23 protein-coding genes, 1 tRNA gene and 1 pseudogene are annotated in these 26,616 nt (G+C 74.0%); 9 read left to right on the top strand and 16 right to left on the bottom strand.

From position 1 onward, the window contains the following. Positions 1 to 31 precede the first annotated feature (31 nt). The gene (locus IR158_RS03755) at positions 32 to 664 is read right to left on the bottom strand and encodes a CYTH domain-containing protein (protein WP_291809733.1); all 633 of its coding nucleotides are present in this window, start codon (positions 662 to 664) and stop codon (positions 32 to 34) included. 98 nt (positions 665 to 762) lie between these two features. On the opposite strand from IR158_RS03755, the gene IR158_RS03750 reads away from it, so the two are divergent. Further along, the gene (locus tag IR158_RS03750; protein WP_291809729.1) at positions 763 to 1,191 is read left to right on the top strand and encodes an alpha/beta-hydrolase family protein; all 429 of its coding nucleotides are present in this window, start codon (positions 763 to 765) and stop codon (positions 1,189 to 1,191) included. Between the two features lie 153 nt (positions 1,192 to 1,344). After that, a complete protein-coding gene (locus IR158_RS03745) occupies positions 1,345 to 2,982 on the top strand; it encodes a DEAD/DEAH box helicase (protein ID WP_291809726.1) in 1,638 nt (545 codons plus the stop codon). A gap of 93 nt (positions 2,983 to 3,075) precedes the next feature. Here IR158_RS03745 and IR158_RS03740 read toward each other — a convergent pair whose 3' ends face one another. Next, positions 3,076 to 4,098 (bottom strand): sigma-70 family RNA polymerase sigma factor, encoded by a 1,023-nt coding sequence (locus IR158_RS03740; RefSeq protein ID WP_291809723.1) that lies wholly within the window; start codon positions 4,096 to 4,098, stop codon positions 3,076 to 3,078. Positions 4,099 to 4,217: 119 nt separating this feature from the next. Between IR158_RS03740 and IR158_RS03735 the strand changes: the two genes are divergently transcribed. The 3 genes from IR158_RS03735 to IR158_RS03725 all read left to right on the top strand — a co-directional run bounded on the left by IR158_RS03735 (position 4,218) and on the right by IR158_RS03725 (position 6,725). After that, positions 4,218 to 4,610, top strand: a complete 393-nt coding sequence (locus tag IR158_RS03735) for a VOC family protein (protein ID WP_291810129.1) — start codon at positions 4,218 to 4,220, stop codon at positions 4,608 to 4,610. 35 nt (positions 4,611 to 4,645) lie between these two features. Continuing rightward, positions 4,646 to 5,152: an NUDIX domain-containing protein gene (locus tag IR158_RS03730; RefSeq protein WP_291809720.1), complete on the top strand. Its 507-nt coding sequence runs from the start codon at positions 4,646 to 4,648 to the stop codon at positions 5,150 to 5,152. 76 nt (positions 5,153 to 5,228) lie between these two features. After that, positions 5,229 to 6,725, top strand: a complete 1,497-nt coding sequence (locus IR158_RS03725) for an AAA family ATPase (protein ID WP_291809717.1) — start codon at positions 5,229 to 5,231, stop codon at positions 6,723 to 6,725. Positions 6,726 to 6,819: 94 nt separating this feature from the next. Here IR158_RS03725 and IR158_RS03720 read toward each other — a convergent pair whose 3' ends face one another. Then, positions 6,820 to 9,495: a phosphoenolpyruvate carboxylase gene (locus tag IR158_RS03720; protein ID WP_291809714.1), complete on the bottom strand. Its 2,676-nt coding sequence runs from the start codon at positions 9,493 to 9,495 to the stop codon at positions 6,820 to 6,822. A 128-nt stretch (positions 9,496 to 9,623) separates the two neighbouring features. On the opposite strand from IR158_RS03720, the gene IR158_RS03715 reads away from it, so the two are divergent. Then, positions 9,624 to 10,124, top strand: a complete 501-nt coding sequence (locus IR158_RS03715) for a MarR family transcriptional regulator (protein ID WP_291809711.1) — start codon at positions 9,624 to 9,626, stop codon at positions 10,122 to 10,124. Then, complete coding sequence (locus IR158_RS03710; protein ID WP_291809708.1) at positions 10,121 to 10,357, top strand: hypothetical protein; 237 nt, start codon at positions 10,121 to 10,123, stop codon at positions 10,355 to 10,357. Before IR158_RS03715 ends, IR158_RS03710 begins: the two co-directional genes overlap by 4 nt. A 439-nt stretch (positions 10,358 to 10,796) precedes the next feature. On the opposite strand, the pseudogene IR158_RS19325 reads toward IR158_RS03710, so the two are convergent. After that, a pseudogene (locus tag IR158_RS19325) lies at positions 10,797 to 11,324 on the bottom strand (glycoside hydrolase family 11 protein); the annotation flags it as partial. Positions 11,325 to 11,982: 658 nt separating this feature from the next. On the opposite strand from IR158_RS19325, the gene IR158_RS03700 reads away from it, so the two are divergent. Next, on the top strand, positions 11,983 to 12,603 hold the full coding sequence (locus tag IR158_RS03700) for an AEC family transporter (RefSeq protein WP_291809695.1): 621 nt from the start codon (positions 11,983 to 11,985) through the stop codon (positions 12,601 to 12,603). Between the two features lie 67 nt (positions 12,604 to 12,670). On the opposite strand, the gene IR158_RS03695 is transcribed toward IR158_RS03700, so the two are convergent. The 12 genes from IR158_RS03695 to IR158_RS03640 all read right to left on the bottom strand — a co-directional run bounded on the left by IR158_RS03695 (position 12,671) and on the right by IR158_RS03640 (position 24,614). Then, positions 12,671 to 12,743 (bottom strand) — tRNA-Ala (locus IR158_RS03695). 114 nt (positions 12,744 to 12,857) lie between these two features. Further along, a complete protein-coding gene (locus tag IR158_RS03690) occupies positions 12,858 to 13,556 on the bottom strand; it encodes a histidine phosphatase family protein (protein ID WP_291809692.1) in 699 nt (232 codons plus the stop codon). Continuing rightward, complete coding sequence (gene rsfS / locus IR158_RS03685) at positions 13,553 to 13,936, bottom strand: ribosome silencing factor (protein ID WP_291809689.1); 384 nt, start codon at positions 13,934 to 13,936, stop codon at positions 13,553 to 13,555. Before rsfS ends, IR158_RS03690 begins: the two co-directional genes overlap by 4 nt. A 68-nt stretch (positions 13,937 to 14,004) precedes the next feature. Next, the gene (locus IR158_RS03680) at positions 14,005 to 14,334 is read right to left on the bottom strand and encodes a hypothetical protein (protein WP_291809686.1); all 330 of its coding nucleotides are present in this window, start codon (positions 14,332 to 14,334) and stop codon (positions 14,005 to 14,007) included. A 931-nt stretch (positions 14,335 to 15,265) separates the two neighbouring features. After that, positions 15,266 to 15,883 (bottom strand): nicotinate-nucleotide adenylyltransferase, encoded by a 618-nt coding sequence (nadD, locus tag IR158_RS03675; RefSeq protein ID WP_291809684.1) that lies wholly within the window; start codon positions 15,881 to 15,883, stop codon positions 15,266 to 15,268. Between the two features lie 2 nt (positions 15,884 to 15,885). Beyond that, entirely contained in the window at positions 15,886 to 16,041 is a 156-nt protein-coding gene (locus tag IR158_RS03670; RefSeq protein ID WP_291809681.1) for a hypothetical protein, read from the bottom strand. Between the two features lie 121 nt (positions 16,042 to 16,162). Then, a complete protein-coding gene (locus IR158_RS03665) occupies positions 16,163 to 17,467 on the bottom strand; it encodes a glutamate-5-semialdehyde dehydrogenase (protein WP_291809679.1) in 1,305 nt (434 codons plus the stop codon). Between the two features lie 76 nt (positions 17,468 to 17,543). Continuing rightward, the gene (proB, locus tag IR158_RS03660) at positions 17,544 to 18,692 is read right to left on the bottom strand and encodes a glutamate 5-kinase (RefSeq protein ID WP_291809676.1); all 1,149 of its coding nucleotides are present in this window, start codon (positions 18,690 to 18,692) and stop codon (positions 17,544 to 17,546) included. 76 nt (positions 18,693 to 18,768) lie between these two features. After that, positions 18,769 to 20,286, bottom strand: coding sequence for a GTPase ObgE (gene obgE / locus IR158_RS03655; protein ID WP_291809674.1), 1,518 nt, complete (start codon positions 20,284 to 20,286; stop codon positions 18,769 to 18,771). A gap of 108 nt (positions 20,287 to 20,394) precedes the next feature. Continuing rightward, complete coding sequence (gene rpmA, locus IR158_RS03650; RefSeq protein WP_291809671.1) at positions 20,395 to 20,649, bottom strand: 50S ribosomal protein L27; 255 nt, start codon at positions 20,647 to 20,649, stop codon at positions 20,395 to 20,397. 58 nt (positions 20,650 to 20,707) lie between these two features. Continuing rightward, positions 20,708 to 21,016 (bottom strand): 50S ribosomal protein L21, encoded by a 309-nt coding sequence (gene rplU / locus IR158_RS03645; RefSeq protein WP_291810127.1) that lies wholly within the window; start codon positions 21,014 to 21,016, stop codon positions 20,708 to 20,710. A gap of 307 nt (positions 21,017 to 21,323) precedes the next feature. Next, complete coding sequence (locus IR158_RS03640) at positions 21,324 to 24,614, bottom strand: Rne/Rng family ribonuclease (RefSeq protein WP_291809668.1); 3,291 nt, start codon at positions 24,612 to 24,614, stop codon at positions 21,324 to 21,326. A gap of 470 nt (positions 24,615 to 25,084) precedes the next feature. On the opposite strand from IR158_RS03640, the gene IR158_RS03635 reads away from it, so the two are divergent. Next, positions 25,085 to 26,608: a cytochrome ubiquinol oxidase subunit I gene (locus IR158_RS03635; RefSeq protein WP_291809666.1), complete on the top strand. Its 1,524-nt coding sequence runs from the start codon at positions 25,085 to 25,087 to the stop codon at positions 26,606 to 26,608. The last annotated feature ends 8 nt before the right edge of the window (positions 26,609 to 26,616 follow it).

The following is a 26,616-nucleotide window of genomic DNA, read 5'->3' as shown; positions in this document are numbered from 1 at the left end:
AGGCGTCGGTGGGCGCCAGGAGGTGGCGCCGCTAGAACCCCGTCATGCGGTGGTCGTGCCCGAAGCCCGGCAGGAACGTCGGCCCCCGCTGCGCGAGCTCCGCACGCCAGGCGTCGGCCCAGGTGGCGAAGGGCGCGTGCGCGAGCCCGTCGTTGGCGAACCGGGGATCGGCGGTCACCTCGGTGACGCAGAAGTCCGGGATCGCGAGGTCCGTGACCGGCCCGCCGCGCTCCACCTCGGCGACGACGAGCGGCGCGTTCGCACCGGCGAAGACGTCGACGACCCAGCCGTCCTCCCCGAGCCACACGGAGTGCCGGACCTTGGCGACCCGCGCGCCCCCGCGGCGCACCATCTGGACGCCCACGAGCGGGTCGATCTCCCGCTCCGCCTCGTACCGGGTCCCGCCGTTCATCGGGCCCTTGACGGTGACCGCGCAGAAGTCGACCCGGTCGGCGTACTGCTCCAGGAGGGACACCTCGTCGAGCCCGACGTCGACGCCCGCGACCGCGGAGGCCTGCGCGCGCACCCGCAGCGCGTATCCCTCGTCGGCCAGGTAGTAGCTCTGGACGATCAGCGCGGGCTCCGCGTCGAGCAGCTCGGCCGGGACGTCGCGCGCGAGGAACCGCCGCTCGAACTCGAAGTCGCCGTTACCCGTGTCGCTCATGGCCACCGTCCGTGCCCCGGCGGCCCCGGCGGCCGCCTGCGCACACCGTACCGACCCTCTCCACACCGTGGGGGACGTGCCGCGCGGTCGCACGTGGCGTGGCACAGTGCACGGCAGGACCGTCGCCGCCCGCGGAGCACGGACGACGCACCCCGCACCGCGCGGGCACCTGCGCCGCGATCGGCTACGCGGTCGGGACCGCCGTCGGGTGGGGCGGACGCCGGATCGGGCTGCGTGCGCCGTGGCCGGAGCGCCGGCGCCCCCTCGTGCGGTGGGTCGCTGCCGCGCCGGCGCTCGCGGCGCAGGTGCCCGACATGGCCTGGTTCCCGGTGGCAGCCTTCTTCCGGGTGACGATCGACTTCTTCGTCGCCGGGCAGGCACCGGCGGGGCACGGGCACACGCACGTCGGCGAGTCGGCCGACGCGTGGGCGGCCGTGGCGCCCCCTGCGGGGTGGACCCCAGCGGCCACCTCCACGCTGCGCACGCTGCTGGACGAGCCGCAGGGCAGCTCGATCGCGGCGCGCTGACCTGCGACGACGCGCGCCCCACCGGGCCCCGGACGCCGGGTGTGAGACAGTGGTCCCGAGAGGCAGCGCGATCGACCGCGCGCCCGCGTCGTGGAGTCCCCCCGGGAATCGTGCGGCGGACCCCGACTTCAACAGCCCGAGAGGCACCATCCTGTGACGACCTTCACCGACCTCGGCGTGCCCGAGGCGCTGGTCCGCGCGCTCGCGGACCAGCAGATCACCACCCCTTTCCCGATCCAGACCGCGACGCTGCCGGACACGCTGCGCGGCGCCGACGTGCTCGGCCGCGGCCGCACCGGCTCGGGCAAGACCCTCGCGTTCGCCCTGCCCGTCGTGACGCGCCTGGCCGTGTCCGGCACGCCCCGCCGTGCCCGCCGCCCCCGTGCCCTGGTGCTGTGCCCCACGCGTGAGCTCGCGACCCAGATCGAGGCCGTGTTCGCCCCGCTGGCCAAGGCCGCGGGCCTGCGCACCGCCGTGATCTTCGGTGGCGTCGCGCAGTCGCGCCAGGTCACGGCCCTCGACCGCGGCGTCGACGTGCTCGTCGCGTGCCCCGGCCGTCTCGAGGACCTGCTCCGCCAGAACCTGGTGACGCTCGACGGCATCGAGATCACCGTGCTCGACGAGGCCGACCACATGGCCGACCTGGGCTTCCTGCCGGTCGTGCGCCGCCTCATGGACCGCACGCCGAAGCGTGGCCAGCGCCTGCTCTTCTCGGCGACGCTGGACAACGGTGTCGGCACGCTCGTCGACCGCTACCTGACGACGCCGGTCGAGCACGCCGTCGACCCCGCCGCGCAGACCGTGGTCGCCAGCACCCACCACGTGCTCGAGGTCGCCGACGCCGCCGCCAAGAAGGCCGTCGTCGAGATGCTCGCGGCCGGCTCCGGCCGGCGGGTCCTGTTCATGCGCACCAAGCACCACGCCAAGAAGCTCGCGCGGCAGCTCACGCTGGCCGGCATCCCGGCCGTCGACCTGCACGGCAACCTCGGTCAGGGCGCGCGCGAGCGCAACCTCGCAGCGTTCTCCTCCGGCGAGGCCCGCGTGCTCGTCGCAACCGACATCGCGGCGCGTGGCATCCACGTCGACGAGGTCGAGCTGGTCGTGCACGTCGACCCGCCGGCCGAGCACAAGGCGTACCTGCACCGTTCGGGTCGCACGGCCCGCGCGGGTGCCTCGGGCACCGTGCTGACGCTCCAGCTGCCGGAGCAGCGTGCCGACGTGCGGGCGATGACCCGCGCCGCAGGCATCACCGTGACGCCCGTCTCGGTGCGCCCCGGCGACGCGCTCGTGCGTCAGCTCGCCGACGCACCCGGGACGGTCGGCGCCGACAACGGCGGCACGCCCGCCCCGACGACGTACGTGGCCGCACCCGCGACGTCGGACGACCGCCCCACCTCCGCGGGCCGCGGGCGGTCCGGTGGCGGCCAGCAGGGCGCGGGCCGTGGCCAGGCGACGACGCGTGGCCGGTCCAACGCACCGCGCGGGCAGGCGGCTCCCGGCCGCGCCGCGCAGGACAGCACCCGGACCGCCGCACCGGCCGACGGCGCACGCCGCCGTCCGGGCACGCGTGCCGCGTCGCGTCCCGCAGGGCCCGCTGTCGTCTGGACCTCCGGCGGACCGGACGCCGTGCGCAGCCACGACGTGCGGACCACCGCGGCGCCGCAGCGCACGACCGGCCCGGCGGCCGGCCGCGACGCGGGCACCTCGCCGTCCGACCCGTCGGGGGCTCCCCGCCGCCGCCGCGGCGGTCGCGGTCGCAGCAGGTCCGGCGCCGCCAAGCCCGCCGCCTGAGCACTCACGCACGAGCGAGCCCGGAGGTCGGGGTTCCTGAGAGATCAGGGACCTCGACCTCCGGGCTCGGTGCCGTCCGGGGCGTCCGCTGGCTCAGGCCAGGTGCGCCGGCAGACCGAAACGTGCGAACAGCTCCGCCCCGAACCACGCGGTCACGTGCCGCACCCCGTCCTGGGTGACGGTGACCTGCTGCACCTGGAAGGCCTCGTGCCTTCCCTCCTCGTTACGCATGTACAGCGCGAACGCCGGCAGCCCGTTCGCGGACGTCGGCACCATCCGCATGTCCCCCGGACCTTGCGCCGGGCACCACGTGCCGATGAGCTCGCCCACGGCCTGCGGCCCGGCGTACCAGCCGGGGAACGGGGGCATCTCCCAGACCACGTCGGCCGCGAGGAGCTCCACGATGGCGGCGACGTCGTACGCCTCGAAGGCCGCGACGTACCGCTCGACCAGTGCCCGGTGGCGCGGGTCGGTCGGCTCCATGGGCGTCAGGTGCTGGACGTTCGCCATGTGCGCGCGGGCCCGCTGCAGTGTGGAGTTGACCGCGGCGACCGACAGCGCCAGGGCGTCGGCGACCTCGGCCGCCGACCAGGCGAGGACGTCGCGCAGGAGCAGCACGGCGCGCTGCTGGGCGGTGAGGTGCTGCAGCGCCGCAACGAACGCCAGGCGGACCGAGTCGCGGTGGACCGTCGTCTCGGCGGGGTCGGCGGCGGGCTGCGACCACACCAGCGCGTCGGGCAGGGGCTCGAGCCACGGCGTGCCGAGGTCCTCGCGTGGCTGGTCCCGCGGGTCGGCGGCCGGCGCACCGATCCCCGTGGGCAGCGGCCGGCGACGCCGGCCCTCGAGATGCGTCAGGCAGGTGTTGGTCGCGATCCGGAAGACCCAGGTGCGCAGCGACGAACGGTTCTCGAAGCCGCGCATCGCGCGCCAGGCCCTGAGGTACGTCTCCTGCAGCATGTCCTCCGCGTCGTGCACCGAGCCCGTCATGCGGTAGCAGTGCGCGAGGATCTCGCGCCGCATCGGTGCGAGCCGCTCGGCGAACTCGTCGGCGGTCAGATCTCCAGGGCCCGCACCCGGTGCGGTACCCGACGGCTGTGCGGGTGTGGTCGTCGTCACATCACGACCGTAACCGGGGCCACCGACATCGCACACCCCCCGACGATCCTGAGCCTCGTGGGCGGTCGGAACGGTTGTCATCACCAAGCCCTTGCGCCTCAGGAGCACCCGTGGACCGCATGATCTTCGTCAACCTCCCCGTCCACGACCTCGCGGCGTCGCGCTCCTTCTACACGGGCATCGGGCTGGACCTGAACGAGATGTTCAGCGACGAGCACGCGGCGTGCGTCGTGGTCTCCGACACGATCTGCGTGATGCTCCTGGAGCGCGACAGGTTCGCCGACTTCACGCACCTGCCCGTCGCCGACGCCCGCGCGAGCACGCAGGTCCTGCTCTGCCTGACCGCCGGGTCCCGATCCGAGGTCGACCAGGTCGTCCGCGACGCGCGCGCGCACGGCGGGCGCGAGTTTCGGCCCCCGCAGGACGACGGCTCGATGTACGCCCGCGCGGTGTGCGACCCCGACGGGCACGTGTGGGAGCTCCTGCACATGGACCTCGGCGGCGGCGCGTGAACCGCGCGTCGCACCCCCGTGCCAGACTCGCGCCCATGCCAGCGCACGCCGACGGGTACGCCCCGGACGACCACCTCCACGGGCGCACGCTCCTCGTCGCCGCCGCCTACGTCGTGCTGCGCCGGTCCGACGCGGACGGCGACGCAGTCCTGCTGCAGCGGCGGACCGGCACCGGCTACATGGACGGCTGGTGGGCCGTCCTGGCCGGCCACGTGGAGCCCGGTGAGTCGGTGCACGAGGCCGCGGTCCGCGAGGCGGCGGAGGAGTCCGGCGTCGTCGTGGAGGTCGACGCGCTGCGCCCGCTGACCGCGCTGCACCGCTTCCAACGAGGAGGCCCGCAGGTGGAGCAGCGCGTCGACGTCTTCTTCGAGGTGACCGCCTGGACCGGTGAGCCCGCGCTGCGCGAGCCGGACCGCACCTCCGCGATGCGCTGGTTCCCGCTGGACGCACTGCCCGAGGACGTGGTGCCGCACGAGCGCCTCGTGCTCGACCTGCTCGCGACGAACCGGCCTGTGCCTGCCGTCATGTCGGTGCCCGGCTGAGGCGTGCGGGTGGAAGTCGCGCACCCGCCGGTCCGGACGCGTCGGGACGCGCACCCGTGCCGCTAGCGTGACCGCCGTGCACCCCGAACCCACCCGCGACGACCTCGCGGCGCTCGTGTCCGCGCGCACGCCGATCATCGCCCTGGAGACCGAGGACGAGGCCGAGGCCGTGGAGCTCGTCCTGCGTGCCGCCGCGCGGCCCCCGGGAGGCCGTCCAGCCCAACCCGTCTTCCGCTGGAGCGTCACGGACGGCCTGCGGCGCATGGACGTCGACCTCGGGGGCGCCCAGCTGCACAACACCGAGCCGGCGACCCTGCTGAGGTCGATCGTCGACGGCGTCGCACCGGCCGTCCACGTCCTGCTCGACCTGCACCCGTGGTTCGACGACCCGGTCGTCGTGCGCCTGCTCAAGGACGTCGCGCTGCAACCCGCCGGCCGCCGCAGCACGCTCGTGCTCGTCTCGCGCACGCTCACCCTGCCGCGCGAGGTCGAGCACCTCGCGGTGCGGGTGCCGGTGACGTTCCCGTCACCCGCCGAGCGCGCCCTCATCGTCGACCGCACGGTCACCGCCTGGGCGGACGTCACGGGCCTGATGCCGCACGTCGAGCCGCACGCCCGTGAGCTCCTCGTGCAGCGGCTCGCGGGGCTGTCGCGGTCCGACGTCGGCCGTCTGGCTCACGGGGCGATCGTCGACGACGGCGCGCTGACCGTGCGCGACGTGCCGGCCGTCGAGCGTGCCCGCTTCGACGCGCTCGCGGCAGACGGCGTGCTGTCGTACGAGTACGCCACGGTCGCGCCGGGCGACGTCGTGGGCCTCGACCGGGTCGTGCAGTGGCTCCTGCTGCGACGCCCCGCCCTGGACGGCTCGGCGCCCCACCTCGACGCACCACGGGGCATGCTGCTGCTCGGCGTCCAGGGGTGCGGCAAGTCGCTCGCGGCCCGTGCGGCGGCGGCGATCCTCGGTGTGCCGCTCCTGCGCCTCGACCTGGCCGGCGTGCACGACAAGTACGTCGGCGAGTCCGAGCGCCGGCTGCGGGACGCGCTGGCCGCGGCGGACGCCCTGGCGCCGTGCGTGCTGTGGGTCGACGAGATCGAGAAGGCCATCGCGAGCAGCGAGTCCGACGGCGGGTCCGCACGCCGCGTGCTCGGGACGTTGCTGACGTGGCTGGCCGACCGTGGCTCCCGCGTCTTCGTCGCGGCGACCGCCAACGACATCTCCGCGCTGCCGCCCGAGCTCGTGCGCAAGGGGAGGTTCGACGAGCTCTTCTTCGTCGACCTGCCCGACGCGGACGCGCGCTCCGGGCTGCTGCGACTGCACGCCGCACGTCGCGGCCTGACGTTGGGCGACGCGCAGACTGCGCCCCTCGTGGCCGCGTCGGACGGGTTCTCCGGTGCCGAGATCGAGCAGGCGGTGGTGGCGGCGACCTACGCGGCGCACGCGCACGGCGGGGAGCTGGACGCGCCGGCCGTGCTCCGCGAGCTGCGTGCGACGCGTCCGCTCGCCGTGGTCATGGCGGAGCGGGTCGCGGCCCTGCGTGCCTGGGCGGCGACGCGGACGGTCCCGGCGCGCTGACGCGCCGGCGCACGGGACCGCGGCACGGCCTGCACGCACGACGCCCCCGCCCCGGGCTCTGGCACCGGTGCGGGGGCGTCGTCAGGGTCAGGCCTCAGCCGGTGTTCTGCAGACCCGCGGCGACGCCGTTGACGGTCAGCAGCAGCAGCCGCTGCAGGTCGTCGGTCGACGCCTGCTCCCCGCCGGTCCGCAGCCCGCGCAGGGCCCGCAGCTGCAGCAGGGACAGCGCGTCGACGTACGGGCTGCGCAGCTGCACGGCGCGGCCGAGGATGCGGCGGCGCGACAGGACGCCCGTGCTCCCGGTCGTGGCGAGCACCCACTCGCGCGTGCGCCGCATCTCCTCGAGGACGAGCTGCGCGAGGTCGTCCCGGTCACCCAGTGCCAGGTAGCGCGCGGCGATGCGCTCGTCCGTCTTGGCGAGCGACATCTCGACGTTGTCGATGATCGTCGCGAACAACGGCCACTCGGCGTACGCGGCGCGCAGCTCCTCGACATCCCCGACCTGCGCGAGCGCCGTGCCCAGCCCGTACCAGCCGGCCAGGTTGATGCGCGCCTGCGACCAGGAGAAGACCCACGGGATCGCGCGCAGGTCCTCCAGCGACGACACCGACAGCCCGCGCCGTGCGGGGCGCGAGCCGATCGGCAGCAGGCCGATCTCCTCGAGGGGCGTGACCTGGGCGAACCAGGACGGGAAGCCGTCGGCGCGCACGAGCTCGTGGAAGTGCTCGCGGGAGGCGACGTCCAGGCGGGACGCCAGGTCGGCGAACCGGCCCGCCGCCTCGTCGTTGCGGCGCACGACGCTCGGGGCGTCCGCGAGCAGCGTCGCCGCCGTCACCTGCTCGATGTGCCGGGCGGCGATGTCCGGGTCCCCGTAGCGCGCGAAGATGACCTCGCCCTGCTCGGTGAGCTTGAAGCGCCCGTCGACGGATCCCGGCGGCTGCGCCATGACGGCACGGTTGGCCGGACCGCCCCCGCGTCCGAGCGCCCCCCCGCGCCCGTGGAACAGCGTGAGGACGATGTCGTTGCGACGCGCCCACTCGGCGATGCGCCGCTGCGCGTCGTCGAGGGCGAGCGTCGCGGACAGGGGGCCGACGTCCTTCGAGGAGTCGGAGTACCCGAGCATGACCTCGACGCGGCGGCCGTTGGCCGCCAGCCGCTCCTGCACCCGCGGGTGCTCGAGCGCGGCGTCGAGGATCTCGACGCTGTTCTGCAGGTCGGCGAACGTCTCGAACAGCGGGATGGCGTCGATGACCGGTGCGTGCTCGGGACCATCGAAGGCCAGGTCGGCGAGGCGGTACACGGCCGGGAGGTGCTCGGGCGACTGCGTGAACGAGACGATGTAGCGCCTCGCGGCCGCCACGCCGAGACGACGCTGGACTGTGCCGAGCGCCCGGAAGGTGTCGAGCACCTCGACGGTCATGGGCTGCAGGTCGCCGTCGACGCCGTTCGCCTCGATGTCCGCGAGCGCGGCGGCGTGCACCTGGGAGTGCTGGCGGATCTCGAGCTCGGCGAGGTGGAAGCCGAACGTCTGCACCTGCCAGATGAGCCGCTGCAGGTCCCCGAAGGCGGCCCGCCTCGCTCCCGCGCTCTCGAGCGAGCGCTGCACGATGCGCAGGTCCGTCAGGAGCTCGTCGGCGCTCGCGTACGCCAGGTCGGCGTCCCGGCGCCGGGTCGCGGCGACCCGCTCGATGATCCCGAGCAGGGCGCGGCGGTGCGGCTCGTTGGGCGCGGACCCGGCGATGCGCGACGTGATCGCATCCGACAGGGAGCGCTGGCGCTGCCACAGCGCACTGAGCTCGGGCGAGGCGGGCGTGCCCGCAGCGTCGAGGGTGAGGCCGTCGGCGGTGCGGCCCGCCGAGGCCAGCAGCGCGTCGAGCGCGTGCTCGGACGCCATCGCTGCGGCCGCGCGCGTGACCTCGGCCGTGACGTTGGGGTTGCCGTCCCGGTCGCCGCCGATCCACGAGCCGAGCCGAGCGAACGGGGCGACGACGGGTGCCGTGGTCCCCGCCTGGTCCTCGAGGAGCCAGTCGTCGAGCCGGCGGTAGACCGTCGGCAGGACGTCCGCGAGGGTCGCGTCGAAGATCGACAGCACCGTGGCGACCTCGTCGAGGACGGTCGGCTTCTCCGCGCGCAGGGGTGACGTGCGCCACAGCGTGTCGATCTCGGCCAGCAGCCGCCGCTCGTTCTCCGCCAGCGTCGTGCCGCCGATGTGCAGCGTGTCGCGCTCCGCGACCAGCTCCGCGACGCGGCGGATCGACCGGGAGACGGCGCGCCGGCGCGCCTCGGTCGGGTGGGCGGTGAAGACGGGACGGAACTCGAGGTCGCGCAGGCGGGCCCGGGCCGTCTCCTCGCCCACCTCGGCGACCAGCTGCTGGTACGCGGTGGGCAGCGAGTCGTCGGGGGCCAGCTCGTGCGGCGAGAGCTGCGACTCGCGGTCGCGCAGCACGCGCACCCGGTGGTACTCCTCGGCCAGGTTGGCGAGGTGGAAGTAGCACGTGAAGGCGCGAGCCACCTGTTCGGCGCGCTCGTGGCTGAAGCCGGCGACGAGCGCCTCGGCCTCGGCCAGCGCGCGGCCGTTCGGCTCGCTGTGGGAGGCGATCGCCAGCTCGCGCAGCCGTTCGACGTCGGCGAGCAGATCCTCGCCGCCGGCGTCGCGCAGCACGCGGCCGAGCAGCTCTCCGAGCAGCCGGACGTCGTTGCGCAGGAGCTCCGGTACCTCATGGCTGACGACGCCGCGAGGGACGTCCGACCCGATCTCCGCTTCAGTCACGGGAGAAAGGTAGTTGACTTTCCGGCGTGGTCCGCCGGGGTGCCCGACGGGTGGGCGGCCCGGAACCCGGCCGAGCCGTCCCGCACCGGTTCCAGTTGTCGCGTCAACCGTGGAGATAGGCTGGCACCGTGCCCCCCGAGACCCGCTGGCTGACCCCCGCCGAGCTGCGCGCCTGGCTCGGCCTCGTCGCCGTCGCCGAGCTCCTGCCCGCCCAGCTCGACTCCCAGCTACAGCACGACGCGGGCCTCACGCACTTCGAGTACCAGGTCCTCGCGATGCTGTCCGAGGCTGCCGACCGGACGCTGCGCATGTCGGACCTCGCGCGGCGCACGAACGCCACGCTCCCCCGGCTCTCGCACGTCGTGCGGCGCCTGGAGGGCCGCGGGCTGGTCGAGCGGGCGCCCTGCGCCGACGACCGGCGGGCGACGAACGCGCACCTCACCGACGCGGGATGGGACCTCGTGGTGCGCACCGCACCCGGGCATGTCGCCACCGCACGCGAGCTCGTCCTCGACGCACTGACGCCCGAGCAGGTCGGTCGCCTCGAGGACGTCACCCGCACGATGCTCCAGCGCCTCGACCCCGACGGACGCCTCACGCCGCCGCTCGACGAGGTGGGGCCCGCGTGACCACCCACACCGCCGCGGACGCCGCCGACGCCCTGCGCCGGTGGGAGGACTCCGGTGCGGTGTGGCGCGTGCTCGACCGGGACGGCACGCAGGTCACGGTCGGCCTGTGGACGTGCACGGGCGACGAGGTCGTCGACCGGGTCGAGGCGGACGGCCCCGCGCTGACCGCCTTCCTCGCCGGGCGCGAGAGCAGCGAGGACCCGGCCGGCCCGCCGGACGACGCCACGACCTGACCCGCGCTGCTCGCGGCAGACCGGTGGACGGCAGGCGCGCGACCCCGGACGTGCGGCGGGGGCGCCGGGGCCGTGGCCCCGACGCCCCCGCACGGCAGGACTACGAGCAGACGCCGGTGGGCGTCCAGTCGACGTTGTTGCTGCCCTTGTAGTACGTCACACCGAAGCTGTTCGAGCCGTTGGGCGTGAAGGTGTTGCCGTTGCGGTTGGCCCCCCACGAGTTCTGGATCGACTGCCCGTTGCTCGGGTAGACCGTCACCGACCAGTTCGACTTGCCCGAGACCGTGTAGGTGACGTTGAACCGGTCACCCCAGCTCTCGGCCTTGGTCGCCGTCGCGGTGCACGAGCCGGTGCTGCCGCCGCCGGTGTTCCCACCGCCGGTGTTGCCACCGCCGGTGTTGCCGCCCCCGGTGTTGCCACCGCCACCCGACCCCGTCGACATCGTGATGTTCGAGCTGCCGGAGGACTGGTAGCCCTCGGTCGCCAGGATCATGTAGTTGTGGTTGCCCAGCTGCATGCCCTTGGACGCCCACGCGGAGAAGTGGTTGCCGGCGGTGATGGTGCCGCCCACGCGCTTGGACTGCCGGACCGACCAGAACTGCTTGAACGTCGAGCTGTTGCCCTCGATCGAGGGGGCGTTGACGCGCGTCGTCTCGTAGATGTCGTACGTGCCGCCGTCACTCGTGACGGTCCCCTTGTGGGTGCCGGTCGGGCGGTACGTGCCCCACGAGTCGACGATGTAGTACTCGATCAGCGGACCGTTGGTCCACCCGTACAGCGTCAGGTACGCGTTGCCCGAGGGATTGAACTGACCGGAGTAGCTCACGACCTTCGAGCTGTCGCCCTTGGACCAGCCCTTGCCGATGACGAAGTTGCCGGTGTTCTGCCAGTTCGTCGTGTAGTTGCCGCCGTCGTTCATGCCGGCCGAGACGGTGCCGGGGCTGTCGGTCCAGAACGAGAACCAGTACCCGCCGCTCGTGCCGGTCTGGTTGCTGTTGATCGTGGCGGCCATGGCGGGCGCCGCGACGGCGACACCGCCTGCCAGGAGCGCGCCGGCGGCGACAGCGCCGATCAGCGAGCGGACCGGACGGCGCGTCCGGACCGCGGTGCGCGTGGGGACAGAGGACATGAAGCACTCCTTCGTGCGAAAGGTCGAACGTCCTCGGAAGTCCGCCGTGCCCCCACATCGGGACCGGCAGCCCGCGCCTTCCGGGCGGCCGGGGCCGACGGCTCCCGCCGACGGGCCGCAGCCGCCCGGCGAGTGTGCAAGGTCATGACACAGGAGTCAAGTGGTGGGCTTACAGCACCCGCGCGCTCGGTGCCACGCCGAGTGCGTGTGAAGGCGCGGCACGTCGGTGCGAGCGACGGCTGCGGCGCCGGGCTCCTGGGGAGAGCGGCAAACCGGCGCGCTGCGGCCTCTCGCCCGAGCCATGTTCGCGATACGAGACGAAACGATCCCCTTCTCTTCCGCCAGATGGCGGCACTGTCCGAGGCTCCGCCGGTCGACGCACGCCTGCTCGTGGCCTTCTTCGGCGGGTGCCTGGTCGTCTTCGTCGTCGGCCGTGTCATCGCCTCGCGCCTCGACCTGGACCGGGTCGAACAGGCGATTCGCGCTGGGCGGGATCTTGTCGAACAACGTCCTGCTGGGTCTCCCGCTCGCCGCGGCACTGCTCGGGGAGGACGCCCTGCCCTCCGTGGCGCTCGTCCTGGTCTTCAACTCGCTCGTGCTGTGGACCCTCGTCACAGCCTCGGTGGAGTGGGCGCGACACGGCGCCGTCTCGCGGTCCGCGCCCGCAGGCACCGTGCGCAGCGTCCCGACGAACCCCGTCATCGCCGGCATCCTCGCCGGAACCGCGTTCGGGCTCACCGGCGCCTCGCTGCCCACGGTCCTCGACGAACCGCTCCGGCAGCTCGCGGGCGCAGCCATCCCCCTCGCTCTGGTGGCGCTCGGCGCCGGCCTCGTGCAGCACGACGTGCGATCCCGGTGGCAGGTGAGCACGGGCATCACCATCCTCAAGCTCGTGGCGTGCCCGCTCGTCGTCTGGGGGCTCGCCGTCGCGCTGGGGCTCCCGCCGCTCGAGACGCAGGTCGTGACACTGCTCGCCTCCGTCAGCGTGGGGACGAACGTCTACCTCATGGCGAACCGCTTCGAGTCGCTGCAGGGACCGGTCGCCGCGAGCCTGGTGCTCTCGACCGCCCTGTCGGCGCTCACGACGCCCCTGATGGTCACGCTCGTCGCGGCCTGACCGGCGGTGTCGTGACGTAGCGGAACAGCAAAACGACGACCTGCGATTCGCAGGTCGTCGTCTCGGGTGGAGCTGAGGGGACTCGAACCCCTGACCCCCTGCATGCCATGCAGGTGCGCTACCAGCTGCGCCACAGCCCCGTTGCCCGTTGCCGGACCTCAGTCGCCCCGAAGGGCGCCCGGTGAGTCTAGGACGAACGAGCGGCGAAGCGCCAATCGCGTCCCCCCGATCGCGGTGTGACGTGCGACGCGTCGTCAGTCCGGGTCACGGGTCGCGTCGTCCGCGTCCCGCTCCGCCGGCTCCGGGTCGGGCCCGGCGTTCCAGTCGGACGACGCGTCGGTCGGCCCGATGTTGTAGCCGAGCAGCCGCCAGGCGGGCTCCACGGCCGGGCCCGACGTCGTCATCTCCGCCCAGTGGGCGTTGTGCATGCCGACCAGGCCACGCCATGCGGGGGCCTGGCCGAGCAGCTCCGCCACGAGGGACCCCAGTGCCGCGCCGTGGGACACGATGACGACGTCGCCGCGGCCGGGCGTGCGCGCGACCTGGTCCAGCACGGCCGCGGACACGCGTGCGGCCACGTCGGCGCGGGACTCGGCGCCGACCCCGGCCGGGTCACCACCCGCACGCCACGCGGTGAACTCCCCCGGCCAGCCGACCTCGATCTCCTGACCGGTCAGGCCCTCCCAGGCACCGAAGGCCCGCTCGCGCAGCCGGGGGTCGACCTCGACGGGGACGTCGAGCGCGCGGCTCAGGTACGTCGCCGTCTCCACGGCTCGTGTCAGGTCGGACGCCACGATGCGCGCCGGCCGGTGCCGGACCGCCAGCCGGGCCGCCGACGTCCGGGCCTGCCAGTGGCCCACCTCGTCCAGCGGGATGTCGATCTGCCCCTGCAGCCGCGCCTGCGAGTTGTACGCCGTGCGGGCGTGCCGCCAGAGCAGCAGCCGCTGCGTCACGCGTCCGCCTGCTCGCCTCGCTCCTCCGGGGGCAGCTCGATGAGCGGGCAGTCCTTCCAGAGCCGCTCGAGCGCGTAGTAGACGCGGTCCTCGGCGTGCTGCACGTGCACCACGATCTCGCCGAAGTCGATGAGGACCCACCGCCCCTGCGCCTTGCCCTCGCGACGCACCGGCTTGGCGCCCAGGTGGTGCAACGCCTCCTCGACGGCGTCGACGATGCCGCCGACCTGCCGCTCGTTGGTGCCGGAGGCGATGAGGAAGACGTCGGTCAGGACGAGCTGCTCGCTCACGTCGAGCGCGATGATCTCCTGCGCCTTGAGATTCGATGCGGCGCGTGCGGCCGCATGGGCCAGCTCGATCGCGCGGGTGCTCGCGGGCACGTGGGCTCCTCGTGTTCGGGGGACGGCGTCGACCGGATGGTGCGACGCCGCAGGGATTGCGGGAGACGTCAGGCGGGTCCGGCCACGACGGCGGTGGTGAACGCGGGCGCAGCCTGCGCCTCGGCCCCGCCACCGTCGGGGCGCGTCTGGATGACGAGCAGCATGATGAGGAAGCCGAGCACGAACGCCACGACGGCCAGGACGAGCACGTGCAACCAGGTGTAGGGGTGCAGGCGTCGCGACGGTTCGTCGTCGTCCTCGTCGTCCAGGTCGTCGTCGTGCGTCGCGCCGGCGGACCGCGCGGTGGCCCACGGCGGAGCGGGCTTCTCGTCGGCGGTCGTCGCGTCGGGCGTCCGCGGCCAGGCATCGGCCGGCCGCTCCGCCGCGGGAGCGGACACGCCTGCCACGTCCGGCTGGGACGGGGCCGCGGCGGCCGGTGGACCACCAGGGGTCCAGAGAGCCGGCCCGGCGCTCGCCTGCTGCGGGGCGGCCGCCGGCGGCTCCGCCCGGAACGACGTCACCGACGGCGCAGCGGGCGGCTGTGACGGCGCGCTCGCGGGGGTCGCGGGCGTCCACGCCGAGGGTGCGGGTGTCGGCGTGGGCACGGGCGCCGGCGGTGCCGCCGCCGTCCCTGCACCCCACGCGGACGTGCGCGGCGGCGTGGCAGGAGCAGCCGCCGCTCCGCCCGCCCAGCTGGGCCCACCGGACGCGGGCGCGCTCTCGCGACGCCAGCCGGAGCCGTCGCCAGGGCGGGGTGCCGCACCGGGCGCCGACCGCTGGCCCCAGGCCGGGTCCGGCGCGGGCTGCGCGGCCGCAGGCCGGGACGTCGTGCGCGGGTCGGCCGCGGCCGCTCCCCTCGCGCCCCAGGCGGGCGCACCGGCTGAGGGAGCCGGTGCGGGCCGCGGCGCGGGAGCGGAAGCGGACCGCTGCTGCGCCGACGGGGCCGGCGCCGGACGGGGCGTCGCGGCGCGCGGCGCGGACGTCGGATCGAGCGCGGAGTCGCGGAACGACCGCCGCGACCGTGAGCCGTCACCGGCGGCCGGCCCCGACGCACCGGGGCCTGACGAGACCGGCCCGGGCATCGCGGGGCCCGCCGAGACCGGCCCGGGTCGCGCCGGCTGCTGCCCGGCTGCGGACGACCATGCCGGTGTGCCCGTCGGCCCTGCCGACGTGGTGCCGGCCGGTGGCGTCACCAACCTGCTGCGCATGGCACGACGCGAGCTCGGCGCCGCGTCGTCCCCCGCGGGCGGGGAGGGCGGGCCGCCAGGGGCCTGCCCACCGTCCTGGGCCGCACGCTCCATCTCACGACGGCGACGGCGCTCTCCGGGTTCACTCATGACGACCTCGATACAACCTGTGCTTGGCGATGTACTGGACAACCCCGTCCGGGACGAGGTACCACACCGGCGCCCCTGCACGCGCACGCGCACGGACGTCGGACGAGGAGATCGCCAGGGCGGGGACCTCCAGCACGTCGACCCGCCCGGCGGGCAGGCCGTCCACCGACAACGCGTGGCCCGGACGGGTGACTGCCACGAACCGCGCCATGTCGAACAGCTCCGCAGCATCCTTCCACGTCAGGATCTGCGCGATGGCGTCCGCACCGGTGATGAAGAAGAGGTCGGCGTCCGGACGCTCGTTCTTGAGGTCACGGAGGGTGTCGACCGTGAAGGTCAGTCCCGCGCGGTCGATGTCCACGCGGCTCACCGTGAACCGGGGGTTCGACGCGGTCGCGATCACCGTCATGAGGTAGCGGTGCTCGGCGGGCGACACGTCGATGTGCTGCTTGAACGTGGGGTTGCCCGTGGGGACGAACACGACCTCGTCGAGGTCGAACCGGGCGGCGACCTCGCTGGCGGCCACCAGGTGCCCGTGGTGCACGGGGTCGAACGTGCCGCCCATCACACCGAGGCGTGGGCGAATGGGGACCTCTCCGGTGGCCGGCACCGTCAGTGGCGCGTCCCGACGGACCGGAAGGCATACGTGACCAGCAGCATCGCCACGAGCCCCGCGAAGGCGCCGACGCCGAAGACGGCGGGCGCGAACGGCAGCGCATCGGAGTGTTCGGCGGCCGTCTCGGCTGCGGCGATCAGGGTGGCGTGCACATCGTCCTCCTGCTGGTCCTCTTCGGTCTCTTCCGTGGTCGCGGCTGGCGTCGCTCCCCCGGTGCCGCAACGACCCAGTCTCGCACGCCGCCCTGGGAGCGCGGACCACGCCACGGGCCGGTCAGGGGCGCACGTGGCCGTCGCCGTGGACGACCCACTTGGTCGTCGTGAGCTCGGCCAGGCCCATCGGACCGCGCGCGTGCAGCTTCTGGGTGGAGATGCCGATCTCCGCACCGAGGCCGAACTGGCCGCCGTCGGTGAACCGCGTCGAGGCGTTGACGATCACCGCGGCGGCGTCGACCTCCGCGACGAACCGCTCGGCCGCGCGCAGGTCCTGCGTGACGATCGCCTCCGTGTGACCGGTCGACCACCGCCGCACGTGCTCGATCGCCGCGTCCAGACCGTCGACCACACGCACCGCGAGGTCCAGGGAGAGGTACTCGGTACCCCAGTCCGCGTCCGTCGCCGGGGCGGTCGTCGAGCCCTGCGGAGCATGACGCAGCGTCGCGTCGTCGCCGTGCACCGTCACCCCCGCCTGCGTGAGCGCCGCGAGCGCGGACGGCAGGAACGTGTCGGCGACCTGGCGGTGCACCAGCAGCGTCTCCACCGCGTTGCACACCCCGACGCGCTGCGTCTTGGAGTTGAGGAGGATGGCCAGGGCGTCGGCCTGGTCGGCGCTCGCGTCCACGTACAGGTGGCAGTTGCCGACCCCCGTCTCGATCACCGGGACCGTTGCCTCCCGCACGACGGTCGCGATGAGGTCGGCGCCGCCGCGCGGCACCAGCACGTCGACCAGGCCGCGCGCGTGCATCAGCGCGACCGCGCCGGGCCTCCCCCACGCGTCCACCGACTGGACCAGGTCACCGGGCAGCCCCTGGGCGACGAGGGCGTCCGCGAGGACCTCCACGACGACCGCGTTGCTGCTCGCGGCCGCAGACCCGCCGCGCAGGATCACCGCGTTGCCGCTCTTCAGCGCGAGTCCGGCGGCGTCGACCGTGACGTTGGGGCGGGCCTCGTAGATCATCCCGACCACGCCCATCGGCACCCGCAGCTGCTGCAGCCGCAGCCCGTTGGGCAAGGTGGAGCCACGCACCACCTCGCCCACCGGGTCGGGCAGCGCCGCGAGCTCGCGCAGGGCGTCGGCGATCGCGGCGACGCGCTCGGGGCTCAGCGCGAGGCGGTCGAGCAGCCCGGGCGACATGCCGTTGGCGCGTCCCCGCTCCAGGTCCAGGGCGTTCGCGGCCAGGACCCGGTCCGTGGCGGCGACGAGCGCATCGGCGAGCGCGCGCAGGGCGGCGTCCTTCGTGGCACGGGTCGCGGTCGCGAGCGCGCGCGACGCCTCCCGCGCGCGACGCGCGACGGCGAGGACGGCGACCTCGGGGTCGTCCAGGACGGCGGGCGTCGACTGCTCCAGCGACGTGGTCATGCCGTCCAGGTTAGCCGCGCACCGGCGCGGGACGGCGACCGTCCGCGCCTCGGGCCGGGTCGCGCCGGGTGGCCGCTCAGCGGCGTCGACGCACGAGGACGAGGTCGTCGCGGTGCACGAGCTCACGGTCGTACCCCGGACCCAGCGCCGCGCGGAGCTCCCCCGTGCTGCGCCCCAGCAGCTGCGGCACCTCCTCGGCGCCGTAGGCGACGAGGCCGCGGGCGACGACCTCGCCCGCCGGGTCGACCAGCTCGACGGGGTCGCCTGCCTCGAACGCGCCCTCGACACCCGTGACCCCGGCGGGCAGCAGCGACGTGCGCCGCTCGACGACCGCACGCACGGCGCCCTCGTCGAGCACGAGCCGGCCCCGTGTCCGCGCGGCGTGCGCCAGCCACAGGAGGCGGATCGAGCGCCGGCGTCCCGTCGCGGCGAACCACGTGCCGACGTCGGCACCCGTCAGCCCTGCCGCGGCGTGCGCCACGGACGTGAGGAGCACGGGGATGCCCGACTGCGTCGCGATGGCCACCGACTCCAGCTTGGTGACCATGCCGCCCGTGCCCACCGCACTGCCGCGCGCCGTGACGTCGATCCCCTCGATCTCGCCCAGCGTGCGCACCTCCCCGATGCGCTCGGACCCCGGCCGCGAGGGCGGGCCCGTGTACAGCGCGTCGACGTCCGTGAGGAGCACGAGCGCGTCGGCGTGGACCAGGTGGGAGACGAGCGCCGCGAGCCGGTCGTTGTCGCCGAAGCGGATCTCGTCGGTCGCCACGGCGTCGTTCTCGTTGATGATGGGCACGACGCCCAGGTCGAGCAGCCGGGTCAGCGCGCGGTGCGCGTTGCGGTACTGCCCGCGACGCCAGGTGTCCTCGGCCGTGAGGAGCACCTGGGCGACCGTCGTGCCGTGGGCCGCGAACGCCCGCGTGTAGTGGGCCACGAGCAGGCCCTGGCCCACGGACGCCGCCGCCTGCTGCGTGGCGAGGTCCCGCGGCCGCGCGGCCAGACCGAGCGGGCCGATGCCCGCCGCGATGGCACCCGAGGACACCAGCACCACCTGCGTGCCGGCGGCGCGGCGCGCCGCGAGCAGGTCGACCACGGCGGCGAGCCGCTGCGGGTCGAGGTGCCCGTCAGTCGTCGTCAGGGACGACGAACCGACCTTGACGACGATGCGGCCCGCGACGGGCAGCTGGTCACGTCCCGACAGGGCGGCGGCACTCACGGCACCCATGATGCCTCGCCCCGTGGGCCGCTTCGTGCAGCGACCGGCTCCCGGACGCGCCTCGGGCACGTCCGGGAGGCTGTCGTCAGGAGTCCGGGTCCGTCCAGACGCCCTGCTCGCGCTCCGTCCACATCTCGGCACGCGCGGCCGCCTTGGCGTCCATGCGCTCGGTGTACTCGCGACGCTTCTGGCCGCGCGTGGGCCGCGACCGGTCCTCGAGCCGGACGTCGCTGCCGCGGGGCCCGCCGAGCAGCTCCGACCCGGTCAGCAGCGTGGGCTCCCAGTCGAACACGACCGAGTTCTCGTCCGGTCCGATGCGCACCTCGTCGCCCGCGACGGCACCGGCCTTGTAGAGGGCGTCCTCGACGCCGGCCCGCGCGAGCCGGTCCGCGAGGTACCCGACGGCCTCGTCGTTCGCGAAGTCGGTCTGGCGCACCCACCGCTCGGGCTTCTCGCCGCGGATCGAGAACCACACCTGACCGCCGCCCTCGCGGCGCTTGACCGTGAAGCCCGAGTCGTCGACGGCGCGCGGACGCAGCACGACCCGCGTCGCCTCGGGGGCCGGGGCGGCCCGGCGTGCGGCCACGACCCGCTCGGCGAGCGCGAACGTCAGCGTGCGCAGGCCCTCGTGGCTGGCGGCGGAGATCTCGAACACGGGCAGGCCGCGCCCCTCGAGCTCCGCGCGGACCAGGTCGGCCAGCTCGCGCGCCTCGGGCACGTCGATCTTGTTGAGGACGACGACGCGGGGACGCTCGACGAGCGGCACGCCGCCCGCAGCGACCTCGAGGTCCTCGGAGTACGCGGCGAGCTCTGCCTCGATCACGTCGAGGTCGGAGACCGGGTCCCGCCCCGACTCCAGCGTGGCGCAGTCGAGCACGTGGACGACGACCGCGCACCGCTCGATGTGCCGCAGGAACTCCAGACCGAGCCCCTTGCCCTGCGACGCCCCGGGGATGAGCCCGGGCACGTCAGCCACCGTGTAGCGGAAGTCACCGGCCTGGACGACCCCGAGGTTCGGCACGAGCGTCGTGAACGGGTAGTCGGCGATCTTCGGCCGCGCCGCGGAGATGGCCGCGACGAGGCTCGACTTGCCCGCGGAGGGGAAGCCGACCAGGGCGACGTCGGCGATGGTCTTGAGCTCGAGGACGACCTGGGCCTCGTCGCCCGGCTCGCCGAGGAGGGCGAACCCGGGCGCCTTGCGGCGCGGCGACGCGAGCGCCGCGTTGCCGAGGCCCCCGCGACCGCCTGCTGCGACGACGTACCGCGAGCCCGCACCGACCAGGTCCGCGAGGACCGTGCCGTCGGGCGACTTGACGACCGTGCCGTCCGGGACGGGCAGGACGAGGTCCTCCGCGGTCGAACCGCTGCGGTGGTCCCCCATCCCCTGGGTGCCCGACGCGGCGCGCCGGTGCGGCTGGTGGTGGAACGGCAGCAGCGTGGTGACCTGCGGGTCGACCTCGACGATCACCGACCCGCCGTTGCCGCCGTTGCCGCCGTCGGGGCCGGCGAGCGGCTTGAACTTCTCGCGGTGGATGGATGCACAGCCGTGCCCACCGTCACCGCCGGTCGCGTGCAGCACGACACGGTCGACGAACGTCGCCACGGCTGGACCTCCTTCGTCTGCGGGTGCAGATCTCGATCGTTCATACGCCGAAGGGGCGCACCGGACCGGTGCGCCCCTCCGACCGCAAAGCTGGGGTGTGTCGCGACCTCAGAGGGACGCGACGATGTCGATGACCTTGCGGCCGCGACGCGTGCCGAACGCCACCGAGCCGGCGGTCAGCGCGAACAGGGTGTCGTCCCCGCCACGGCCGACGTTCTCGCCGGGGTGGAAGTGCGTGCCGCGCTGGCGGACGATGATCTCGCCGGCCTTGACGACCTGACCGCCGAAGCGCTTGACGCCGAGACGCTGGGCGTTCGAGTCGCGACCGTTGCGCGAGGAGCTCGCGCCCTTCTTGTGTGCCATGACTGACCTGCTCTCCGGATGCTGCGAAAGGGTGGACGGCCGCGTGAGCGGCGCGGGCTCACTTGATGCCGGTGACCTTCAGGCGGGTCAGCTTCTGACGGTGACCCTGGCGCTTGCGGTAGCCGGTCTTGTTCTTGTACTTGAGGATGTCGATCTTGGGACCCTTCTCGTCCCGCACGACCTCCGCCGTCACCGTCACCTTGGCCAGCGCCGCGGCGTCGGTGGTGACCTTCTCACCGTCGACGAGCAGGAGCGCCGGCAGCTGGACCGACGAACCCGCCCCGGCGGCGAGGCGGTCGACGACGACGACGTCGCCGACGGCGACCTTCTCCTGGCGGCCGCCAGCCTTCACGATCGCGTACACCACGTTGCTGCTCATCTCTGCTCGTCGGACCTGCTCATCGGTGCTTCGTGCGTCCTGCTCGTCGGTGCCGCGGACCCGCCGGTACCCGCGCACCGCCCAGCCACGAGGGCAAGGGGTTCGCGTCGGCGGTGTCATCCGCGGCGCCTGGACCGGGACCTGCGTACGCCCACCCCGAGAATCCTCGGGGAACCCGGTACGCACGGCTCCCGGCACGCGCGCGACGCACCGACGTTCTAGGGTACGGACCCGCTCGCGCCCGGTCAAACGAGCGAGGCGGGACCGCCCTGTCGGACGGTGGTCGCGCGACGGGTCAGCCGTCGGCCGGCGCCGGAGCGCCGTCCGTGGCCGCGTCGCTCGCCGCCTGCGGCGTGCCGTCGGCGTCGTGCCCACCGTCGGCCTCGGGCTCCCCGTCGGTGTCCTCGAACACCTCGGGGGCGACCGTGTGCAGCTCGAGCGGCGCGTCCGTCTCGACCGCGCCCGCGTCGGCTGCCGCCGTCGCGGGGCCCGCTGTCGCAGCAGGCTGGACGCCTGCGGTGCCCAGCTCGGCCATGACGTCGAGCGTCCCCAGCCGCCTGGTACCGGCGACGGGAGTCTCGTCGGGCGCCGTCGCGAGGCCCACCGACGCGTCGCCGGCGGGACCCTCACCCGCCCCCGGGTCCGTGCCCAGGTCGTCCGGGCCGACCCCCTGCTCGTGGGCGTGGGCAGCCGCGGCCGCGATCGTCGCGAGCGTCGCCTTGACCGCCTCGCGCGCCTCCGGCAGCACCGGGACGGTCGCATGCTGCACACCGGCCGGCTCGGCCGAGCCGCGCTTGCGTCGCGCACGCTTGGACTCGCCCGGCTCCGCGGCCGGCTGCGCGTGCGTCTCGGGACGCCCGCCCTTGCCCACCGGGTCGGTGTGGACGATGAACCCGCGCCCGTGGCAGTGCTCGCAGGTCTCGCTGAACGCCTCGACCAGACCCTGGCCGACACGCTTGCGGGTCATCTGCACGAGCCCCAGCGACGTGACCTCGGCCACCTGGTGCTTGGTCCGGTCACGCCCCAGGCACTCGACGAGCCTGCGCAGGACGAGGTCGCGGTTGGACTCGAGCACCATGTCGATGAAGTCGATGACGATGATGCCGCCGATGTCGCGCAGCCTCAGCTGACGCACGATCTCCTCGGCCGCCTCGAGGTTGTTGCGTGTGACGGTCTCCTCGAGAGTGCCGCCCGCACCGGTGAACTTGCCGGTGTTGACGTCCACGACGGTCATCGCCTCGGTGCGGTCGATGACGAGCGAACCGCCCGAGGGCAGCCAGACCTTGCGGTCCATGCCCTTGGCGAGCTGCTCGTCCACGCGGTGCACCGTGAAGACGTCCTGCGTGCCCGTCCACTTCTCGATGCGCGCGGCGAGGTCCGGGGCGAGCTCGCCCACGTAGGTCGAGATCGTCGACCACGCGTCGTCCCCCTGCACGACGAGCGACGAGAAGTCGTCGTTGAAGATGTCGCGGACGACCCGGATCGCCATGTCGGGCTCGCCCTGCAGGAGCGCCGGTGCGTTCGCGGTCTTCCGCTTCTTCTCGATCGCCTCCCACTGGCCCTGCAGGCGCGCGACGTCGGCGCGCAGCTCCTCCTCCGTGGCGCCCTCGGCCGCGGTGCGCACGATCACGCCGGCGGAGTCGGGGACGAGGTCGCGCAGGATCTTCTTGAGGCGCGAGCGCTCGATGTCGGGCAGCTTGCGGCTGATACCCGTCATGCCGCCCCCGGGCACGTACACGAGGTACCGGCCCGCGAGCGTGATCTGGCTCGTGAGCCGAGCACCCTTGTGACCGATCGGGTCCTTCGTCACCTGGACCAGGACCGCGTCACCGGACTTCAGCGCCTGCTCGATGCGGCGCGGCTGCCCCCCGTCCAGACCGGCGGCGTCCCAGTTCACCTCGCCCGCGTACAGGACCGCGTTGCGACCCTTGCCGACGTCGACGAACGCGGCCTCCATGCTCGGCAGCACGTTCTGGACGCGGCCCAGGTACACGTTGCCGACCATCGACGCCTGCGCCTGGTTCGACACGTAGTGCTCGACGAGCACACCGTCCTCGAGGACGGCGATCTGGGTGCGCGCGTCGACCTCGCGCACGACCATCGCGCGCTCGACCGCCTCACGCCGTGCAAGGAACTCCGCCTCGGTGATGACCTGGCGACGCCGTCCCGCGTCACGCCCCTCACGGCGGCGCTGGCGCTTGGCCTCCAGACGCGTCGACCCCCGCAGCGCCGTGACCTCGTCACCGCTCGAACGGCGGCGGGGCTCGTCGGCGACCTCGCCGCGAGCGCCACGGCGACGGCGACGGCGACGACGGCTCGACCCGGTCGAGTCGTCCTCGCCCGCGTCCTCGCTCGCCGGCGCCTCGGCCTCGGTGTCCGGCTCGTCCTGCGCCGCAGGCTCGTCGGCGGTGTCGTCGCCGCCCGGCGCGTCGGCCCGGCCCCGGCGTCCTCGACCGCCACGACGCCGACGGCGACGCGGCGACGTGCCGTCGTCGTCACCGTCGTCGTCGGCACCGTCGTCGTCACCGTCGGTCACGTCGGTCTCCACGACGTCCGGCTGCGGCTCGTCCTGGCTCTCGTCCTGGTTCTCGGGCTCGGTGGCCTCGTCCTCCACCTGGGCCTTGCGACCCCGTCCGCCGCGGCGGCGGCGCGCACGGCCGGCACCCTCGGCGGGGGCGCTCTCCGCGGCGGCCTCGACGGCCGCGTCCGCGCCCGACTCCTCGGCACCCGACCGGGCGGCCTCGTCCACGTCGGTGCGTGCGGCGTCCGAGATCTCCTGCGGGGAGCCTGCCGAGGCCTGCGCCCGCCGCCTGCGCGTGCGCGGCTCCGGGTCGGGTGCCTGGAAGAGCAGGGCCGTCGTCGCCAGGCGCGTACGCGACACCGGCTCCTCCGTCCGCACCGGGCCCAGCTCGGCGAGCACGTCCAGCGGCGCGTCCGACCGCTCCTTGTCCGACGCGACGACGGCCTCGTCGGCCGGCACGTCGGCTGCGGTCGGCTGCTCGTCGTCCGCGTCCTGCGCGGAGCGGCCGGTGCGGCCACCACGCCGACCGGAGCGGCGCCGGCGCGGCGCGCGCTCGGCGGCGTCCTCGGCCAGTGCGTCGGCGACACCGCTGGCCTCGGGCTCGTCGGCGGGCGCGACGTCGACGGAGGCATCGTCGTCGGTCGCCGGCTCCTCGACCTCGGCCGGTGCGGTCACCTCGTCGTCGGGCGTCTCGACATCCACGGGCGCGTCCTGGACGGGCGTCTGCTGCACCGGGGCAGCGGCGACGTCGTCGAGCACCACCGTGCGCGTCACGCGGCGCGAGCGGCGTGCGCGGGTCGGCGCAGGTGCCTGTACCGGCTCGGGCTCCTCGGGCGCCTCGACGTCGGGCACCTGCACCTGGGGCGCCACCTCGGGTGCGACGGAATCGCCGCCGCCGGTGGGCTCGGTGGGTACGGTCTCGGCGTCCTGCGTCGCGACGGGGGCGTCGGCGCCCGGTGTCACGACGTCACGGACGACGCGGCGACGACGCTTCCGGGGAGCCGCCTCGGCGGCATCGGGTGCGTTCGCTGCGTCGGAGTTCTCGGGGCTGTTCACGGGAGACAAAGCGCGTACTCCTGAGCACCGGTGGCCCCGCCCACACGACGTGCGCCCCCGGGCGGTCGGTCGTCGCTCGCGGCCGGTGTGACCCGGTACGGCGACGGAAGTCGTCGGTTGCGGCTGCCGCCCGTCCGGCGCCATCGCCTGCCAGGCCGTCTCGGGGCTCCGGGCTGGAGCCCGCCGAGGGCGGGGCGGCGGCTGGCCTGCACGGTCACTGCTGCGGCGAGCTCACTGGCCCCGACGGTGTGGGCGTCAGGACCAGTGACGAGTATCGCACAGGACCCCGCGTCCGCCGTCCGCACGTGGGTGAGTTTCGCGACGTGTCGTCAGCACCCGGGACCTTCGTCCCCCTCGCCCGCACACGCTCGTCCTAGCGTTTCGTTGAAGGACGTGCACCCGAGGTGCGCGCCCGCTGCGGCGCACGCCGCGACCCGTCCGGCAGCACGACCCGCCCTCGCACACGCCCGGAGACTCCCGTGGACGCCCTCGACCTGGCCCGCTGGCAGTTCGGCATCACGACCGTCTACCACTTCATCTTCGTCCCCCTGACGATCGGGCTGTCGCCGCTCGTCGCCATCATGCAGACCGCCTGGGTCCGCACGGGCAACGAGCGCTGGCTGCGGCTGACGAAGTTCTTCGGCAAGCTCCTGCTGATCAACTTCGCGATCGGCGTCGCCACCGGGATCGTGCAGGAGTTCCAGTTCGGCATGAACTGGTCCGAGTACTCGCGATTCGTCGGTGACGTCTTCGGGGCGCCGCTGGCCATGGAGGCGCTCGCCGCGTTCTTCGTCGAGTCGACGTTCCTGGGCCTGTGGATCTTCGGCTGGGACAAGCTGCCCAAGAAGATCCACCTCGCGTGCATCTGGGCGGTGGCGATCGCGACCAACCTCTCGGCCTACTTCATCCTCGCGGCGAACTCGTGGATGCAGCACCCGGTGGGCACCACCTTCAACATGGAGTCCGGCCGTGCGGAGATGACCGACATCGTCGCGGTCCTCACCAACCCGACGCTCCTGGCCGCGTTCCCGCACACGATCGCGGCCGCGTTCCTCACCGCCGGCACGTTCGTCGCGGGCATCGCCGCCTGGTGGATGGTGCGCCTGGTGCGCTCGGGCCAGGTCGACAAGGCGCGCGACGTCTACCGGCCGGCGGTCGTCCTCGGGCTGGTCACGATGCTCGTCTCCGGCGCCGGCGTCGCACTGTCCGGCGACTGGCAGGCCAAGCTCATGTTCCAGCAGCAGCCCGCCAAGATGGCCGCAGCCGAGGGCCTGTGCGTCTCGCAGGAGGGTGCACCGTTCTCGATCCTGGCGATCGGCGACTTCACGAACGACTGCGAGGGCGTGCGGCACCTCCTCGAGGTCCCCGGCCTCACCTCGTTCCTCGCGACGAACGACTTCGACGCACCCATCCGCGGCGTGAACGAGCTGCAGGAGCAGTACCGGGACTGGATCACCGAGTGGGACGAGGCCAACGGCGTCTCGTCCGGCATCGACGAGGACACGCGCTTCTACCCGAACCTCGCGGTGACCTACTGGTCCTTCCGCCTGATGATCGGGTTCGGCGCCGGCTCGGCCGCCCTGTCCCTCGCCGCGCTGTGGCTGCTGCGCCGCAAGGGCTCCGTCACCGGCAACGTGTGGTTCGGGCGGCTCGGGCTCGCGGCCATCGCCACACCGTTCCTCGCGTCCGCGTTCGGCTGGATCTTCACCGAGATGGGCCGTCAGCCGTGGGTGGTCGCCCCCAACCCGGACGCGTCCGGCGTCGACGGCGTGTGGCTGCTGACCGCACGCGGCGTCAGCGAGGTCGTGAGCCCCGGCATGGTCCTGTTCTCGATGATCGGCTTCACGCTGCTGTACGGCGTGCTCATGGTGGTCTGGTTCCGGCTGATGAAGCGGTACGCCGTCGAGGGCGTCGCGGACACCGAGCACGACCCCAGCCCCGAGGCCAACCCACCCGCCGACGACACCGACGGCATCGACCGTCCGCTGTCCTTCGCCTACTGAGGAGCCCG

It is taken from the genome of Cellulomonas sp., assembly GCF_015234515.1.
Lineage (GTDB): Bacteria > Actinomycetota > Actinomycetes > Actinomycetales > Cellulomonadaceae > Cellulomonas.
This window is presented reverse-complemented; position numbering and strand designations above follow the sequence as displayed.